Origin of the sequence: Exobacillus caeni (genome assembly GCF_005747095.1) — a bacterium.
Taxonomy (GTDB): domain Bacteria; phylum Bacillota; class Bacilli; order Bacillales; family Guptibacillaceae; genus Exobacillus; species Exobacillus caeni.
In genome coordinates this window covers 175,242-191,108 of sequence record NZ_SWLG01000007.1, presented here as the reverse complement: position 1 = coordinate 191,108, position 15,867 = coordinate 175,242, and the positions used below count along the sequence as shown (strand labels likewise).

The 15,867-nt window shown below is 41.7% G+C and carries 16 protein-coding genes; 13 read left to right on the top strand and 3 right to left on the bottom strand.

Annotation, left to right across the window (positions count from 1 at the left end; all coding sequences use genetic code 11):
* Positions 1-15: 15 nt before the first annotated feature.
* Positions 16-1,530 (bottom strand): gluconokinase, encoded by a 1,515-nt coding sequence (locus FCL54_RS11810; RefSeq protein ID WP_171016806.1) that lies wholly within the window; start codon positions 1,528-1,530, stop codon positions 16-18.
* 551 nt (positions 1,531-2,081) lie between these two features.
* Here FCL54_RS11810 and FCL54_RS11805 point away from each other — a divergent pair.
* From FCL54_RS11805 to FCL54_RS11795, 3 genes are all read left to right on the top strand, one after another.
* Entirely contained in the window at positions 2,082-3,314 is a 1,233-nt protein-coding gene (locus FCL54_RS11805) for an aminopeptidase (RefSeq protein ID WP_138126650.1), read from the top strand.
* Positions 3,315-3,386: 72 nt separating this feature from the next.
* Positions 3,387-3,659, top strand: a complete 273-nt coding sequence (locus tag FCL54_RS11800) for a hypothetical protein (RefSeq protein WP_138126648.1) — start codon at positions 3,387-3,389, stop codon at positions 3,657-3,659.
* 369 nt (positions 3,660-4,028) lie between these two features.
* Positions 4,029-4,817, top strand: a complete 789-nt coding sequence (locus FCL54_RS11795) for a GNAT family N-acetyltransferase (protein ID WP_138126646.1) — start codon at positions 4,029-4,031, stop codon at positions 4,815-4,817.
* 74 nt (positions 4,818-4,891) lie between these two features.
* Here FCL54_RS11795 and ltaS read toward each other — a convergent pair whose 3' ends face one another.
* Positions 4,892-6,817 carry a lipoteichoic acid synthase gene (gene ltaS / locus FCL54_RS11790; RefSeq protein ID WP_138126644.1) on the bottom strand — a complete coding sequence of 642 codons (1,926 nt, stop codon included), beginning with the start codon at positions 6,815-6,817 and terminating at the stop codon, positions 4,892-4,894.
* Positions 6,818-7,253: 436 nt separating this feature from the next.
* On the opposite strand from ltaS, the gene FCL54_RS24615 reads away from it, so the two are divergent.
* From FCL54_RS24615 to FCL54_RS11750, 9 genes are all read left to right on the top strand, one after another.
* Positions 7,254-7,376, top strand: a complete 123-nt coding sequence (locus FCL54_RS24615) for a hypothetical protein (protein WP_281281368.1) — start codon at positions 7,254-7,256, stop codon at positions 7,374-7,376.
* A 381-nt stretch (positions 7,377-7,757) separates the two neighbouring features.
* Complete coding sequence (locus FCL54_RS11785; RefSeq protein ID WP_138126642.1) at positions 7,758-7,979, top strand: spore germination protein; 222 nt, start codon at positions 7,758-7,760, stop codon at positions 7,977-7,979.
* 31 nt (positions 7,980-8,010) lie between these two features.
* The gene (locus tag FCL54_RS11780; protein ID WP_138126640.1) at positions 8,011-8,709 is read left to right on the top strand and encodes a class I SAM-dependent methyltransferase; all 699 of its coding nucleotides are present in this window, start codon (positions 8,011-8,013) and stop codon (positions 8,707-8,709) included.
* Positions 8,710-8,929: 220 nt separating this feature from the next.
* Positions 8,930-10,747, top strand: coding sequence for an oligoendopeptidase F (pepF, locus tag FCL54_RS11775; protein WP_138126638.1), 1,818 nt, complete (start codon positions 8,930-8,932; stop codon positions 10,745-10,747).
* Between the two features lie 348 nt (positions 10,748-11,095).
* On the top strand, positions 11,096-11,512 hold the full coding sequence (locus tag FCL54_RS11770) for a hypothetical protein (protein ID WP_138126636.1): 417 nt from the start codon (positions 11,096-11,098) through the stop codon (positions 11,510-11,512).
* Positions 11,513-11,543: 31 nt separating this feature from the next.
* On the top strand, positions 11,544-11,777 hold the full coding sequence (locus FCL54_RS11765) for a hypothetical protein (RefSeq protein WP_138126634.1): 234 nt from the start codon (positions 11,544-11,546) through the stop codon (positions 11,775-11,777).
* A 174-nt stretch (positions 11,778-11,951) separates the two neighbouring features.
* Positions 11,952-13,097: a M20 family metallopeptidase gene (locus FCL54_RS11760; protein ID WP_138126632.1), complete on the top strand. Its 1,146-nt coding sequence runs from the start codon at positions 11,952-11,954 to the stop codon at positions 13,095-13,097.
* A gap of 126 nt (positions 13,098-13,223) precedes the next feature.
* Positions 13,224-14,261, top strand: a complete 1,038-nt coding sequence (locus FCL54_RS11755; RefSeq protein ID WP_138126630.1) for a TDT family transporter — start codon at positions 13,224-13,226, stop codon at positions 14,259-14,261.
* Entirely contained in the window at positions 14,258-14,974 is a 717-nt protein-coding gene (locus FCL54_RS11750; protein WP_138126628.1) for a sulfite exporter TauE/SafE family protein, read from the top strand. The genes FCL54_RS11755 and FCL54_RS11750 overlap by 4 nt, the downstream gene beginning before the upstream one ends.
* Before the next feature lie 38 nt (positions 14,975-15,012).
* Here FCL54_RS11750 and FCL54_RS11745 read toward each other — a convergent pair whose 3' ends face one another.
* Positions 15,013-15,369 carry a DUF488 domain-containing protein gene (locus FCL54_RS11745; protein WP_138126626.1) on the bottom strand — a complete coding sequence of 119 codons (357 nt, stop codon included), beginning with the start codon at positions 15,367-15,369 and terminating at the stop codon, positions 15,013-15,015.
* 268 nt (positions 15,370-15,637) lie between these two features.
* Between FCL54_RS11745 and FCL54_RS11740 the strand changes: the two genes are divergently transcribed.
* Entirely contained in the window at positions 15,638-15,817 is a 180-nt protein-coding gene (locus tag FCL54_RS11740) for a hypothetical protein (RefSeq protein ID WP_138126624.1), read from the top strand.
* Positions 15,818-15,867: the final 50 nt, after the last annotated feature.

Below are 15,867 nucleotides of genomic sequence, written 5' to 3'. Positions count from 1 at the left end.
AAATTGCACCCCCGATTAATTTGAATTTTTCTTCTGAAAATCTGCCACAGCTGTAAAATAATTGCTCAGCGACTCTCCGACACCTTTATAAATGTTATAAAGTTCAGCATACCGTTCATGGTTATCACTATTTGGTTTAATAGTTTCCTTCATTGGGATCGACTCTTTGATATCTTCCAGGCTGTCTACGTTTCCGGTTGCAAAAAGGGCTGTCCATGCCGCTCCCCATGCGGAGCTCTGGTGGCTGATCGGCACCTGGACTTCTTGATTAAAGATATCAGCGAGAATCTGCAGCCAGACATGTGATCTCGCGAATCCTCCGCTGGCATAAATTTTGCTTGCCGGTCCTGCTAGCCTTTCAAGCGCTTCGCCTACTTGGTAAATGCTGAAAATAACGCCTTCCATTGCGGCACGGATAAAATGCTCTTTTTTATGGGTAGCATTTACCCCAAAGAAGTTTCCCCGTGCATCGGCATTCCAGATCGGTGCCCGTTCTCCATTCAAATAAGGATGGAAGAGCAGGCCGCCGGAGCCAGCAGGGACACTTTCTGCCATTTCAGAAAGCATTTCAAACGGAACATCTTTTTCATGAAAAAGATCTTTCACCCATTTTAAAACGATACCTCCGTTATTGATCGGTCCGCCGAGGATGGAAAGGTTTTCAGAGAACGCATAGCAAAACGTTTGCTGAAGAGTATCTGTTTCGGGCTGAGATGCAAACTGCCTGATTGCTCCGCTCGTTCCGATTGTAATCGCTACTTCCCCGGGTTCGATCGCGCCGATTCCGAGATTGGCCAGGGGACCATCACTGCCAGCCATTACAAAAGGCGTATCCGCTGCGATCCCCATCTCAGATGCAACCGGCTCTGGAAGTCCCGAGATAATCTCAGTGGGAGGTACAGGCGTGGAAAGTTGATCCTTCGAAATGCCAGCAAGCTTGAGTGCTTCTTCATCCCAATCGAGTGTACGAAGATCAAACATGCCTGTTGCCGATGCGACGGAATAGTCCACAACAGCTCTGCCAAACAATTTGTAGATCAGAAACTCTTTGATCGATAAAAAGCGGTTTGCATTTTGATAAGCGTCGTAGTTGTTTTCCTTCATCCAGATTAGTTTTGGCAGCGGGGACATCGGATGGATCGGCGTCCCTGTTTTTAAATAAATTTCCGTTCCTTTTGTACTCGCTTTCAAATTTTCTGCCTGTTCATTACTTCTGCCATCAGCCCATGTGATGGAGTTTGACAGAGGGTTTCCTTTTCTATCCACGCATATAAGGGAATGCATTGCAGAAGAGAGGCCGATCCCCAATAGCTGCTCTTTCTTAATCCTTGATTGATCCATCACGTTTCGAATGGTAGAAATAGCAGCCTCCATAATTTCTGCCGGCTTTTGTTCTACCCATACCGGATAGGGGTAATAGAGCGGATATGCTGTTTCAGATTCTGCTTTAACATGCCCTTTTAGATCGAACATCACAACCTTTACGCTTGTGGTCCCGATATCAAGGCCGATCACGAACTGTTTTGCCAATGTTGACTCACCTTTCTGTTTAGACTCGTTTCAATGAAATCGCGTTTCTATTTATAAAGATTACCATTTCCTAAAAGGAGTGTTAATTAAATAATGTATGGATGTTACTCACAATGATTTTATAAAAGTAAATATTGTTGTTAAGAATCATCCGTTTTCTAAAGATATCGCGGTTAAAAATAGTGAGTAGTGAGGCATGACGATGTTAAAAGGTGAGCTTCATAAAAAGCTTTTGATTCCAGTTCTCAGATAAATCAATTTGAAAAGTGTTTTTTAATCGGAGTACCGAAGCGAAGTAGTGAAGTTTTTAAGCTAAAGTAAAGTAAACCGAGATGATGTGTGTACTGGCGCGTCATTTTTTTACTTTCCTACTGAGTACAAGTGGCCTACACCTCAGGATTGAGGAAATTATCCGACCAGAGATGGATGGAAAGACCGTATTTTTAAATTATAATTTTATAGAGCCGTAGGGGAAGCGCTTGCAAAATTTTGGCATTTGTTAAAAAGTCTTAGAATTTTATGGTAAGATTATTTCGAGAGGGGGAAATACATTGAGTAATTTTGAGGGAAAACTAAATCGTTATGCTGAAATCGTCGTTAAAATCGGGCTGAACATCCAGGAGGGGCAGCATTTAGTGATCAGTTCTCCGATCGAAGCGGCTGAATTCACAAGAAAAGTAATGAAGCAGGCGTACCAGAATGGGGCCAGGAGGGTAACTGTTGACTGGAATGACTCCCAGACAAGCAGAATCAATCTGGAGGAAGCGCCAGAGGAAACATTAAAAGAAGTTCCTAAATGGACGATCGAAAAGTTCAAAGATCTTGCTGAAAACAAAGGAGCAGTCTTAAGTATCACCGGAAGCGATCCAAAAGCTTTTGAAGGCGTAAACCCGGAAAAAATGACACTTGTCCAACGAGCACAGGGAGAACACCTTAAATTTTTCCAAAAAGCACAGTTAAGCGGTGATACGCACTGGGCGATCGTAGGGGTCCCTACAAAAGCATGGGCTGAGATGGTATTCCCGGATAAAAGTGAACAAGAAGCAATGGATTCCTTATGGGAAGAAATCTTTAAAACAGTACGTGCAGATAAAGCAGATCCGGTTACAGCATGGGAAGAACACTCTCAAACGCTTAATGAAAAACTGGATTATTTAAATGAAAAGCACTTTAAAACACTTCATTATAAAGGACCGGGTACAGACTTGAGCATTGACCTTCATCCCGATCACCTTTGGATCGGCGGCGGTCACAACTCAACATTTGGCACAACATACATACCTAACCTGCCGACTGAAGAAGTTTTCACAGCTCCACGCAAATATGGAGTAAACGGAACGGTTTCAAGTACAAAGCCACTATCATATTTCGGGAACATGATCGAAAACTTCAGCCTTACATTTGAAAACGGCAAAGTTGTCGATTTTAAAGCTGAAAAGGGATATGAAGCATTGGAACAAATGCTTGGAATCGATGAAGGGATGAGCTATCTCGGCGAAGTGGCCCTAGTGCCGCACGATTCCCCGATCTCAAATTCCGGTATCATCTTTAACAACACCCTTTACGATGAAAATGCTTCATGCCATATCGCGCTTGGAAACGCGATCACAATGAACATCGAGGGTGCAAGCAAATACTCCAAAGAAGAGCTTGAAGAAAAAGAAGTAACTAACAGTGTCGGCCATGTTGACTTCATGATCGGTTCTGCAGAGCTTGATATCGACGGAGAAACGAAAGATGGAGAGCGTATCCCGGTATTCAGAAACGGAGACTGGGCGATATAAACAGGGTTGGAAACCGCTGCGTATAGTGCGCAGCGGTTTTTTGTATGTTAAACAAAAGGATTATTGGGTTTTATGGAAGATCGGGTGGTCGTTCGGAGGTTCGGAGAGAATTATAGGAGGTTCGGAGCGGTTTATAGGAGGTTCGGAGAGAATTATAGGAGGTTCGGAGAGGTTTATAGTAGGTTCGAAGAGGTTTATAAGAGGTTCGGAGCGGTTTATAGGAGGTTCAGAGAGGTTTATAAGAAGTTCACAGACCTTTATAAGATGTTCGTTGAGGTTTTACGAGCTCAGGAGAATTTATGGTATTGCCGAGAAGTACTCTCCAAAAATGAAAGGATCAACTAAGCGTTATCTTGACCTGCAAATATTTATTGATTTGCAGCCTGTCAGATGAATTTCGCTCCAAGTTGCCGGATGGAAAAGTGGTCATGATGCTTGTATATCTTCGGAAAGTAAGATATATCTTCGAAAAATAAGATATATCTTCGAATTCTCTGTTTTATCTACGAAAAACAGCCAAATATCGATTTTTCGACAAAACCACATTATTTCCGAGGAAATTTTTAGTAGAAAAACGCAAAAGGTTTTGTGTTCTGTTTGTCGAATGATTATGAAACGCCATAAAGAGATTATTGCAAATTATTCCTGAGGTGCACCGTGCCTAAGATAAAAGGAATTACATAGTTAATGGAAATTGATAAAAGGAGATAGCCGATGCTAGAAAATGAATTGAAATCAATTTATGACAGGGAACTACGCCGTGGTGCCACGACACCGGGATTTAAAAGAGAAGAGACCGATCTTGTGGTCAGGCAGATCTCACAATTTGGTGAGAAAGGATTTGTTATTTATTCGAACTTAAACGAAAACAATGCAAGAGAAGTTATTAAACATGAGCTGGAGTATTTTCGAAGTCTGGATCAAGAATTTGAGTGGAAGGTACATAGCTATGATAAGCCGGATAATTTAGTCGACATTCTTCAGGAGGGAGGCTTTACTGTTGATGATCCGGAAGCGCTGATGGTTATGAACTTGCATGACAAACACCCTTTGCTTTTAAAAAAAGCCAATCCTGTCATAAAGGAAATAACAGATGAAAAAGGAATTGAGGAGATTATCAGTTTAGAAGACGAGGTCTGGAAGGTTTCTCATGCCGAGTTAGGAGAAAGGCTGTGGAGAGATAAGCGCGAGAATCCTGAGTCCCTGTTTCTTTACGGTGTTTACGACGGCAACCGGCTTGTGAGCGCGGCATGGATGTATTTAGAGAATGGAACTTCCTTTGCAAGCATGTGGGGAGGAAGTACGCTTGAGGGATTCCGGCGAAAGGGATATTATTCGGAACTTTTAGCAATCCGGGCTAAAAAGGCGTATGAAGAAGGGTATCAGCACCTTACTGTGGATGCCAGTCCAATGAGCAGGCCAATTCTAGAGAAGTGCGGCTTCCTTTGCCTGGCGTATTCATACGGTTGCCAGTCTCCTTCGTTTCCTAAAAAGCCGATTTAACTAGAAAAAATTCCTTAAGGAAGTCTATATATAAGCAAAAAGGACCCGGCTGATCGCCAGGTCCTTACTTGTTTTTACTTCGTTTGATCGGTTGTATAATCATAGTCTTCCGGGTTGATCGGCTGGAACCCTCGTGGCTCATAAAAACGAAGTAGATCTCCATATACGAGCTTATCCGAGTAATCAAGCATTTTTTGTGCATATTCTTTAAACGGTTTACATGACTCTAAATCTACCTCTTCGCCAGTTGGATTAGCATAGCATTTATCGCCAACAGAAGTGTACTCAGGCGTCACAACATCTCCGTTTCTGAACGGAACGATTTCTCGGTGCTGAGGGGAAAGCAGGTCAGAACCAAATGAAATGAAATCATTCGTGTTAATACCGAGGAGATGAAGTACTGTTTGTCGAATATCTACCTGTCCGCCATATTCGTGAACTACTTTACCTTTTGTTCCAGGAACATGTATATATAGCGGAATTCTTTGCAATTGCGCATTTTTATAAGGAGTGATTTCTTCTCCAGTCACCTGTTGCATCGCACGGTTATGGTTGGTAGAAATGCCGTAATGGTCACCATACATGACGATCATCGTGTTGTCGTATAATCCTGATTCTTTCAGATAGCCAAAGAACTCCTCCAGTGCCTCATCCATATAATGGGCAGTCTGGAAATAGCCGTTCACGACTTTATCATTTGTTTCTGCTGCAGGAAAATCTGTGTCACCCGGTGCCATATCAAACGGAAAGTGGTTGGAAAGTGTAATGAATTTCGCTTCAAAAGGCTGTTTAAGTTCTGTTAAATAAGGCATGGATTCCTTGAAGAACGGTTTATCCTTTAAGCCGTAATTCCACACATCGTCTTCACTCATATTATAATAGGCAGAATCATAAAACTTGTCGATTCCAAAGGATTTATACAATTGGTCGCGATTCCAGAACGTTTTATTGTTTCCATGGAAAGAAGCGGTTGTATAGCCATTCTGACTGAGAATAGCGGGTTGCGCCTGGTACGTATTTTGCGCTTTTTCCATCGCTACTGCTCCACTCGGTAAAGGGAACAGCGAGTTTGCCATCATAAATTCAGCATCCGATGTTTTCCCCTGTCCTACTTGATGGAAGACATTATCAAAATAAAAAGTGTTTTCATCATTAACAAGACTGTTTAAGAAAGGGGTAACTTCCTGTCCGTTCTGCGTTTTGCCGATCATAAAGTTTTGAAGAGATTCCATCGAGATATAAATCACATTCATACCTTTTGCAGCCCCAAAGTATTCAGGGTTTACAGGCGTTCTGTTAGAACTTACAAAGTTCCGTATGTCAGTTAGGTCGTTGCTGCTAGCAAAAGCACGCTGTGATGATGAACGAGCTGTTTTGATAGCATCGTAGATTTGATAGTTTGCCTGGCCAAGATATTTTACAAGATAAGTACGGTCAAAGGAACGGGTCAATAGCTGCGGTCGGTCAACTTCAGCCATCGCCAGATTCGCACCAAAAATAACAAGCGCACTTGCAAAAACAAGCTGGATCTTTCTCTTTTCAATCGGAACCTGCTTACTTACAACCTTAAAAACTACCAGCATCAGTAAAAGAATCGTATCTAAGAAATAGAACACGTCTGTCCCATTCATCAAAGCTAGTGCACTGTCGCTCAATTCGCTTGCGCTGTTCGTGTGCATGATCGTCGGCAAAGTAATGAAATCATTGAAAAAACGATAATAGGCGACATTTGCATACAAAAGAAAAGACATAATTAGATCGATTCCAACAATTGCCCAGAGTCTCTTTTTACCTGTGAAAAATAATGCTATTCCAAGGAAAAATAATGAGGAGCTTATTGGATTTAAAAATAATAGAAATTTCTGTAAAGCGTTTTCGATTCCAAGGTCAAATTCGATCTGATAAACCACATATGTTTTTATCCAGAGCAGGACAACTGCCAGGAAGAATAAGCTGTAGGGTTTATTCAGCCATTTTTTTGTTTGTGAATTTAAGTCCATCCTGTTTTCCTCCTTCAGTATGGGTCGTTCCCGGATGATTGTATTATCAGGAAATATTTTAAAATAACAGGTTAAGGATGTGATATATCTTACTACTATATTTTTACTAAATCAACTGGTACTAATCACCGGGTTTTTTTCGATTATAACGGTTGTTTTAAAGACATAAAAAAGGTTTCAATTTTATTAAAAGAGCATTAAAGAATACTGTTGAAAATGGGTTTTCGTAAAATGGTTTTAACTTAACGGCTTATGACCTCTTTCTCTTTTACCACGGGTTTCATAAAGACAAACCTTCCATTTAAATGACGAACAAACCCAGGGAATAGTTTCATGCCATAAAAGTAGAACAGTACTGTTAATTTATTTTTCGTAAAGCTGGTTTCATTTTTGGACTGTGGATGATTAAAAGATAAGATGCATTGGAGGTTCCACTATGTATGAATACTTTTGCCCTGATTGCGGCGGAAATGAATGGTCTTATGACATTGAGCCCTGGAAAACCTGTCCAGAATGCGGAATGTTGATGGAACATATTGAGTTGGATGAAGAGGAATAAGGCCGGTTTCGGAATGTAATGGTACAGATTAAATTCCTTTCTGTTATAAAAATTTAATAATTGTTACATAAGACAAGACAGCCTAAAATCAGGCTGTTCCTATATGCTGTAATATTGCTTCCCTGGTAATTTTTCTATCAGCAAGTACTAAGAGCCCCCGATTCGATAAAAATAAAAAAGGATGTCCTTTATCGCTTACACAGAGCAAGTTAGAGGTGTGTCTTCCCCTGGTTCTGAAGGGATTTATCATCTTTCTTTAACATTGGTGTAACAACAAAAGGCTGTTTCTTTTATACAATTAAAAGGCAGTTTGAAAGAGCACCAATGAGGTCATCTCACCATACAATGGTTTAAAATATGATCTTAAGGGAGAGCTCAGATATGCCTTCTAAAGTTAGTTCTGTTGAAATTAATATTCTTTTCGCTAGTTCGGTCGTAAGATTTGGGGATGCTGTAAATGTCAGCCCAAAACAGGCTTCAAAATCATTTGGTGGAGCTGGCGGCTTCAATACTGGGGATGGACTTAACGTAAATAACATTGCCAGTGGGACGAATTCAGTCGATCCGGATGCAGGTGACCAGAATATCTCAATCAACAATTAAGGAAGGTTTCAATTCTAAAAGGGGGAAAAAGATGGATCAGGCGATCAAAAATTATGACAACCTCTTAGAAATGCTCGATGCCCGGTTACGGGAACCAAAACAGTTCTGGGAAACCTTTTACGAAAACAGAGAAAAAGACATACCGTTTTTCCAGGTGAAAGGGCCGGATGAAAATCTAATAGAATACTTTAATGGAGAGGTTCAGCCAGGCAAGGTTTTAGAGTTAGGATGTGGTCCAGGGAGAAATGCGATCTTCATGGCGAAAAAAGGCTGTACAGTAGATGCTCTTGATATTTCAAGGAACGCGATTGAGTGGGCAAAAGAGAGGGCGGCAGAAAAAGGCGACGAGATTAACTTTTATTGCGAGTCTATATTTGATTTTCCATTTGAGCCGGGTAAATATGATTTTATTTATGATTCCGGATTGCTTCACCATCTCGCTCCTCACAGGCGGATAACTTATCTTGAGTTAATCAAGTCAGCTTTGAAGCCAGGCGGCTATTTTGGCCTGGTTTGCTTTAATACAGATGGAGCATTGGATACTTCCGATTGGGATGTATACAGGGAAGGAAGCTTAAAGGGCGGAATCGGCTATACAGAGGAGCGCCTGAGAGAAATCTTTCAAGACGACTTTCATGTTAAGCGATTCCGAAGAATGCGGAAGATTATCCAGCCCCAAGAAGTATTTGGGGAAGATTTTTTATGGACCAGCTTGATGCAGATAAAATAACGCATACATACCATAAGGAAGGGAACTCATATTGGGTTCCTTATTTTTTTGCCATGGTAAATGGTATCTATTCGCTCATATAAAAGATTATTGGGTATTGGGTTGTGGTATAGCTCTTATGTGGCCACACTTATGGAAGGATTTAAAAGAGATTAAATAGAAAGATTAGCAGGGACAGGATTTAGAAGTGCAGTTTTAACAATAGAATGGAGGGCTGTAAATGGCGAACAAACCAAATGACCGGATGAAACGGCAGGACGTACCCAAAGAGCAAAAATGGGATTTAACGGATTTATTCAAAACAAGAGAAGACTGGGAAAAAGAACTGAAGGCAGTCAGAGAGGACCTTCCCAATGTGACAAAGTTCAAGGGGGACCTTGGGAACAGTGCTAAAGAGCTGTTGGAATGTTTGGAAGCGAAGGAGAAATTGTTGGAACGATTCAACCTGGTTTCTATGTATGCAAATTTGCGCCTGTCGGTCGATAACACAGATACGACGAGGCAGAAAGATGCATCAAGAGTTTCAGAGGCTCAATCATCTGTTAATGCTGAACTTTCCTTTGTGGAAACGGAAATTATCGGTCTTCCAAAAGATACGATCGACAAGTTTATCGAGGAAGAAGAAGGTTTGCAGCCTTTTAAAAAGTTTTTAAAAGATTTGCAGGATAAGAAGCCTCATGCCCTATCAGAGGAAACAGAGGAGACCCTCGCAGCACTGGGTTCCCTTTTTAGCGCGCCTTACACGATCTACAATCGCGGAAAGCTGTCAGACATGCAATTCGATCCGTTTATTGATAAAGAAGGAAACGAAATACCGCTTTCCTTTGCGTTATATGCCGGTAAGTACATTTCTTCCCCTTCTAAAGAAGTACGCAGAAACAGCTATGAATCTTTTAACAAAACGCTGAAACAGTATAAGCATACATTTGCTGCGACCTATGCAACGCAAGTCAATCATGAGGTGACTACTGCACGGTTAAGAAACTATGAATCTGCGGAAGATATGCTGCTGCAAGAACAGCAGGTGACAAAGGAGATGTACCATAACCAGCTGGATGTTATCCAGGAGGAGTTGGCGCCGCACATGAGGCGATACGCTGACCTGAAAAAGCGTGTCCTGGGATTAGACAGTATGACGTATGCAGACCTGAAAGCGCCGCTGGATCCTGATTTTAAGCTTGAAACGAGTTACGAGGAAGCGGCAGAAACAGTTCAGGAAGCATTGGAAATAATGGGATCCGATTACATGGATATGATAAAGACAGCGCTATCCGAAAGATGGGTCGACTATGCAGACAACGTCGGGAAGTCAACGGGAGCGTTCTGTTCAAGCCCTTACGGTGCACATCCATACGTGATGATGACCTGGCCGGATACGATGAGAGGTGCGTTCACGCTTGCCCATGAGCTCGGGCATGCCGGACACTTCTATTTTGCCGGAAAAAATCAGCGGATGACAAACACCAGGCCGTCCAGATACTTTATCGAAGCGCCGTCGACAATGAACGAGATGCTGCTTGGCAACCACTTGCTGTCAAACACAAAAGATAAACGGACAAGACGATGGGTAATCCTTCAGCTATTGGGAACGTACTATCACAACTTTGTGACCCACTTGCTGGAAGGGGAATTTCAGCGTCGAGTATATAATATGGTTGAAAACGGCGAGCCGTTGACTGCAAGCGTATTGTCCGAGCAAAAAGCGGAAGCACTCAACAAATTCTGGGGTGACTCCGTTGAGATCGACGAAGGTGCAAGCCTTGTATGGATGCATCAGCCGCACTATTATATGGGATTATATCCATACACCTATTCGGCTGGATTGACGGTTTCCACGCTTGTTTCCCGGGATATACTGGATGAAGGAAAACCTGCGGTAGAACGCTGGCTCGATGTGTTGAAAGCCGGCGGAACGATGGAACCGCTCGAACTGATTAAAAAAGCAGGTGTAGACATGTCTAAGCCTGATCCGATCCGAGAGGCAGTAGCCCATGTTGGCAAATTGATCGATGAGCTGGAGGAAAGTTACGACGAATAAGGAATTGAGAATAGGTTAAATGGAGAACTGCGAATTGAGCAGTTCTCTTTTTGGTGTGAAAGGATAAATGGATGAGAGGCGTTGTTTTCGGAGTTCAGAGGGGAATTTCGGAGGTTCAGAAAGTGACTTCGGAGTTTCGTGGGCTTATTGTAGTTCCAGCACATTTGCTATAACGCATTACAAAGCCTGCCTGTGTTAAAATGGATATAGATGGAAAATGGAAGGGCGATAAAAGAATGGAGTGTTCACGATGGGAGCAGCATCACTTGCTTTAACTAGCTTTTTGCCGCTGGTGTCAGGGGTTGGTCTATTAATTATTTTAGTGAAACTATTAAACAAGAAAAGCCGATGAGAATCCTGCTCAGCATTGTTTTGATCGGCGGGGTTGTAATTGGAGTCATTCAGTTTGAAGGAGAATTGACGCTAAATTCCATAACCAACGAGCTCGAAGAAAAAGATATTCCTTATGAAAAAACGGATGCCAATGAAAACAGTGTGTTCAATATGAGACTCCAGTTTACTCGTCCGGATGTCTTGATAATTTCAGAAGAAGACCAGCTTTATGTATACGTATTGCCAGCAAACTGGAGCGGGAAGTACGCGGAAAAGCAGTTCAGGCGAAAAACGGCATCGATGGATCTGGCCTCATTTGAAATCTATTCAGTTAAAAACATTTTAATCATCTATCAATACGACAGAAACCTGGATGATTTTAATCCGGCTATCGATGGTGCAGTACAGGAACTGATATACAAAAACGACTAACCTGCTTTTAAAAATAACAAGGGGTGTTTAGATGGAGACCTTTTTACAAATCATTCTCTTAACGCTATTAAGTATTGTGATGGTGTATTTCTGCTGGAAGTCTCCGGCTAATGCATTTATTGCAGGTGGCGTCATTACGATAACGGGCTTTACGATCGTGATGTCTTTTCTTTTGATTTTGGGATTGGTCCTGGTATACGCTTCGGCCAGTTGTAAATTTCTCCAGTTTCTCCTTGAAAAGAAGAAAGCCAGGACTACAGAGTAAAAACGTTTCCTGCTTGTTCCCTTTTTGCTTCAGGAAAAAAATGTTTAGTCGCAAGGGCTGAAAATTCCTTTTTGGCAATATAATAAATAAACCTCCTCCTATCTTCCCTTTCTTTAAATTTCTGGTAAAATCTATATAATATACTTCATCTGTTAGAAAGTAGGAAAGAGCAACATGGAATCATTTTTAATACAGCATGAATCTGAGATGCTGTTACTGTTGGAAGAGCTTGTTAACATTGACAGCGGATCCCATTACAAAGACGGCGTTGATCGAATCGGCAGGCTTCTTGAAACAAGTTATAAAGAGCTTGGATTCGAGGTTAATAAAATTGAGCAGGAGGAGTTCGGGGACCATCTTATCATGCAGCATAAAGATGCGGTTGATCCTGAAATTATCATCCTCGCTCATATGGATACTGTATTTCCAGAGGGAACAGTAGCAGAACGGCCGTTTCGAATAGAAGGAAACCGGGCATTTGGACCTGGCGTGATCGATATGAAGGCAAGCCAGGTAGCGTTGCTGTATGCTGTGAAAGCTTTGATCGAAAATGGGTGCACAGCTTATAAAAATATTCGGATCGTGCTAAACAGCGATGAAGAAGTAGGTTCATTGACTTCCCGATCTTTTATTGAAAAAGAGGCAGCAGGAAGAAAGTATGCCCTCGTAATGGAGCCTGCCAGAAAAGATGGCTCGCTCGTTACAGCAAGACGCGGGAAAGGGAATTATACATTAATAATAGAAGGAAGAGCGGCGCACTCAGGCATCGAACCGGAAAAAGGCAGAAGTGCTATCGAGCAACTGGCATATAAAATCATTCAGCTTCATGAACTGTCAGACCATGAAAAAGGCATCAATGTTAACGTGGGAGTGATCGAAGGAGGTTCATCCGCAAATACGGTTTCTGACCATGCGGAAGCGCAGATCGATATCCGGATCGCTGAACTCGAACAGGCTGAGCTCGTAGAAGAAAAACTGGAGGAAATATGCTCTTCTTCAGAAGTTTCCGGAACGAAAATTTTGCTGGAAGGCGAGATGAATCGCCCTCCGATGGAAAAAAACAGGAAGACCCGTGCCCTGCTTCGAATTATCCAGGATGTCGCAGGCGAGATCGGAGTGGAGATTGAAGATACCGCGACTGGCGGAGGATCAGATGCATCCTTCACATCCGCACTCGGTATCGCAACGATCGACGGACTTGGTCCTGTTGGCGGTAATGCGCACAGTGACAAGGAATATCTGGAAATACCCTCCCTTGTTGAACGAACGTTATTGTTGGCGACTATCATTCAGCGTTTAACTGAAAAGCATCAAAAATAAAACCATCTGGGTGTGCCCTATTAAAAGAGGCATACTCTTTTTTGTGTAAGGAGAAGAAGTTTTGTGGGAACTACAAAAAAGTCGTACAATAGTTTAGTAGAAAATAATTAAGACAGGTGAAATGCAATGAGCTCAGAAGATAAAGAACAGGTGATCCATCCTTCCTCGGGAGCAATCATCATGGCACTCGGGATATTTTTATATGCTGCAATCGAGGCTTTTCCTTTATTTGATCAAATAATGGGAGAAGTTCTTACGGTTATGCTCGCGGTATTAGGTGTAGTCATCTTTAAGTCGCTTGCACGTCAGGTGTTTAAAAAGCACTTTTTTGTTCCTTTCATAAATAATCCAGTTAACTCCTTCGTGATGGGAACCTGGATCGCTGGAATCTCAGTCTTATGTAATGTGGTTGGAAAATATTTTCCTGGATTAAGTCCGGTTTTACTCGCAGTTGCATTTTTGGATACAGTTCTTTATGTCTTATTCCTTGTAAGCTGTGTGAATAACTTTAAACAGTTGTGGAAGCATCCTACCCGCTATTCGACACATGGAGCGGTATTGCTATCAACAGTTGCGACCCAATCGCTTGTTATTCTTTGGGTCGAAATGTTTCCTTCTCTTACAAAAGTATTATTGATTTTTGCTATGTCAATCGGTTTTATATTTTATCTGTGTGGAGTTTGGTTGATTATGATCCGGTACGGCAAGAAAAAGCAATGGTCACTCGCCGAGGATTGGACAAATACTAATTGTATCATCCATGGGGCCCTATCGATCACCGGGCTTGCGATCGTATCTTCCCACATGATGTCTGCTTTATTGATGATGATTTTCTGGCTCATCGTATTCGCGTTGTTAATTATTATTGAGGCGTTAGAAATTTCAAGAGCGATCAAGCGAGTCCGGCGATTCGGCTGGAAAAATGGGATCTTCACGTATCACGTTAGCCAGTGGTCGAGGAACTTTACCTTTGGAATGTTTTATGCCTTTACAATCGCGATGCATAAGAACACATATTACATGAATGCCATGTATGACTTTCATGGAAGCTTTTTAGCGATATGGGCCTGGATTGTATTCGTTGCACTCATTTTCGAAATAGGCCTCTGGATCGAAGCGAAATGGCATCTTTTTGGAAGGCTGTCAAAGGAGGGTGCCGTTTGAATACGTTCGTAATTTTTATTGTGATTATTTTAATTGCGGCCATTTTGCAAACCAGTACTGGCTTTGGGTTTTCAATCATGGCAACACCCTTTTTATTGTTGTTGTTCCAACCGAAAGAAGCGATTCAAATCAATTTGGTTTTGTCGCTTGTCATATCTCTTTCCCTCATTTTGAAAATCAGGAAAGACATCGATTTTGGCATTGTGAAAAGGTTTATGGTGGGAAGCATTCCTGGACTGCCTGTTGGAATACTGGTGTTTACTTTATTTAACATGGATCTTTTGAAGATATCGGTGAGCATCACCATCATTTTGTTAACGTTTTTGCTTATCATGAAATTTCGTATCCAACAGACAAAGAAACGAGACTTAGTTGCAGGCGGCCTGTCAGGTGCTTTAACGACAAGTATCGGGATGCCGGGTCCGCCTCTGTTGCTTTATTTTTCAGGTACAGATACTAGAAAAGAAAAGCTTCGTGCAACAACGCTTGCATTTTACTTATTTATCTATTTTGTAAGCCTTCTGATCCAGTCACTTGTGGCAGGCACTAGTGTAACCGTTTGGAAATGGGGCTTACTGGCAATGCCCGCCGTAGGTATCGGCCTCTTTTTGGGTCAAGTGTTATTTCAAAAAATAAGCCAGTCGATGTTTCGTGTATTTACATATGTCCTTTTGTTCTTTACAGGTATTTATCTCCTTTTTGAAAGCTTGTGACTGATCTGGTGGGAGAGCAATATCAGCCCAGCATCGACTTAATTTTCCTCCAACATTTCTTTAAGCACTATCGCGTGGTTATATCGCTCGTCTTTTGAACCATAGAGAAGGATGATCCGTTCATTCTTTGCCAGGTCTTTTAATGCGTTGAGCCTGGCCAGCTTTTCAGGATCTTCATAAATTTCAGCTTTGTAGGCTTGCTTAAATGCATCAAATTCTTCTGGTTTATTATTATACCTTTTCCTTAAAGTGGTGCTTGGAGCGATCTCTTTTGCCCATTCATCAAGGTTCGCATTTTGCTTTGAAATTCCGCGTGGCCATAACCGATCGATTAAGATCCGGTAGCCTTCAGCCTGAGTTTTTTCACCATAAATACGTTGCAGTACAATTGCCATTAGATAATTTCCCTCCTGTCAATTATTGCTTCCATCGATGTTTTTTTATTTTAGGATACGACGAATCGGTGAGTATGACAAATGGATCACACTTAATGCAGGGAGCCGGGTCTGTATCTATCATTATTCTGAAACTTTTAACTTTAGTTCCGTAATACATGTAAGAAGAACGTGACAAAGAGTCGCTTGATGAAAAAGGATATTACAGCAGCGGTGGAGAAAATAATCCACTTCGATAAAAATTGTACTGGCGATTGGAGGAGCAGCAATGTTGTATGCATCGATTAATACAGGTGATATTATTTTCCAGTTAATATCGTTTGTTACATTAATTAGTATTGCTGTCGTTGTCATCTGGATATTTGTGAAGAACGCTAGAAATAAGAGCCGATTAGCCCGCATCGAGGAAAAGCTGGATCGAGTGATCACTGATAAAGACCATAAGTAGCTTGAAAAATGGCTCAAGCGAAAAATGCAAAACACTGGCCCGATTTAAAG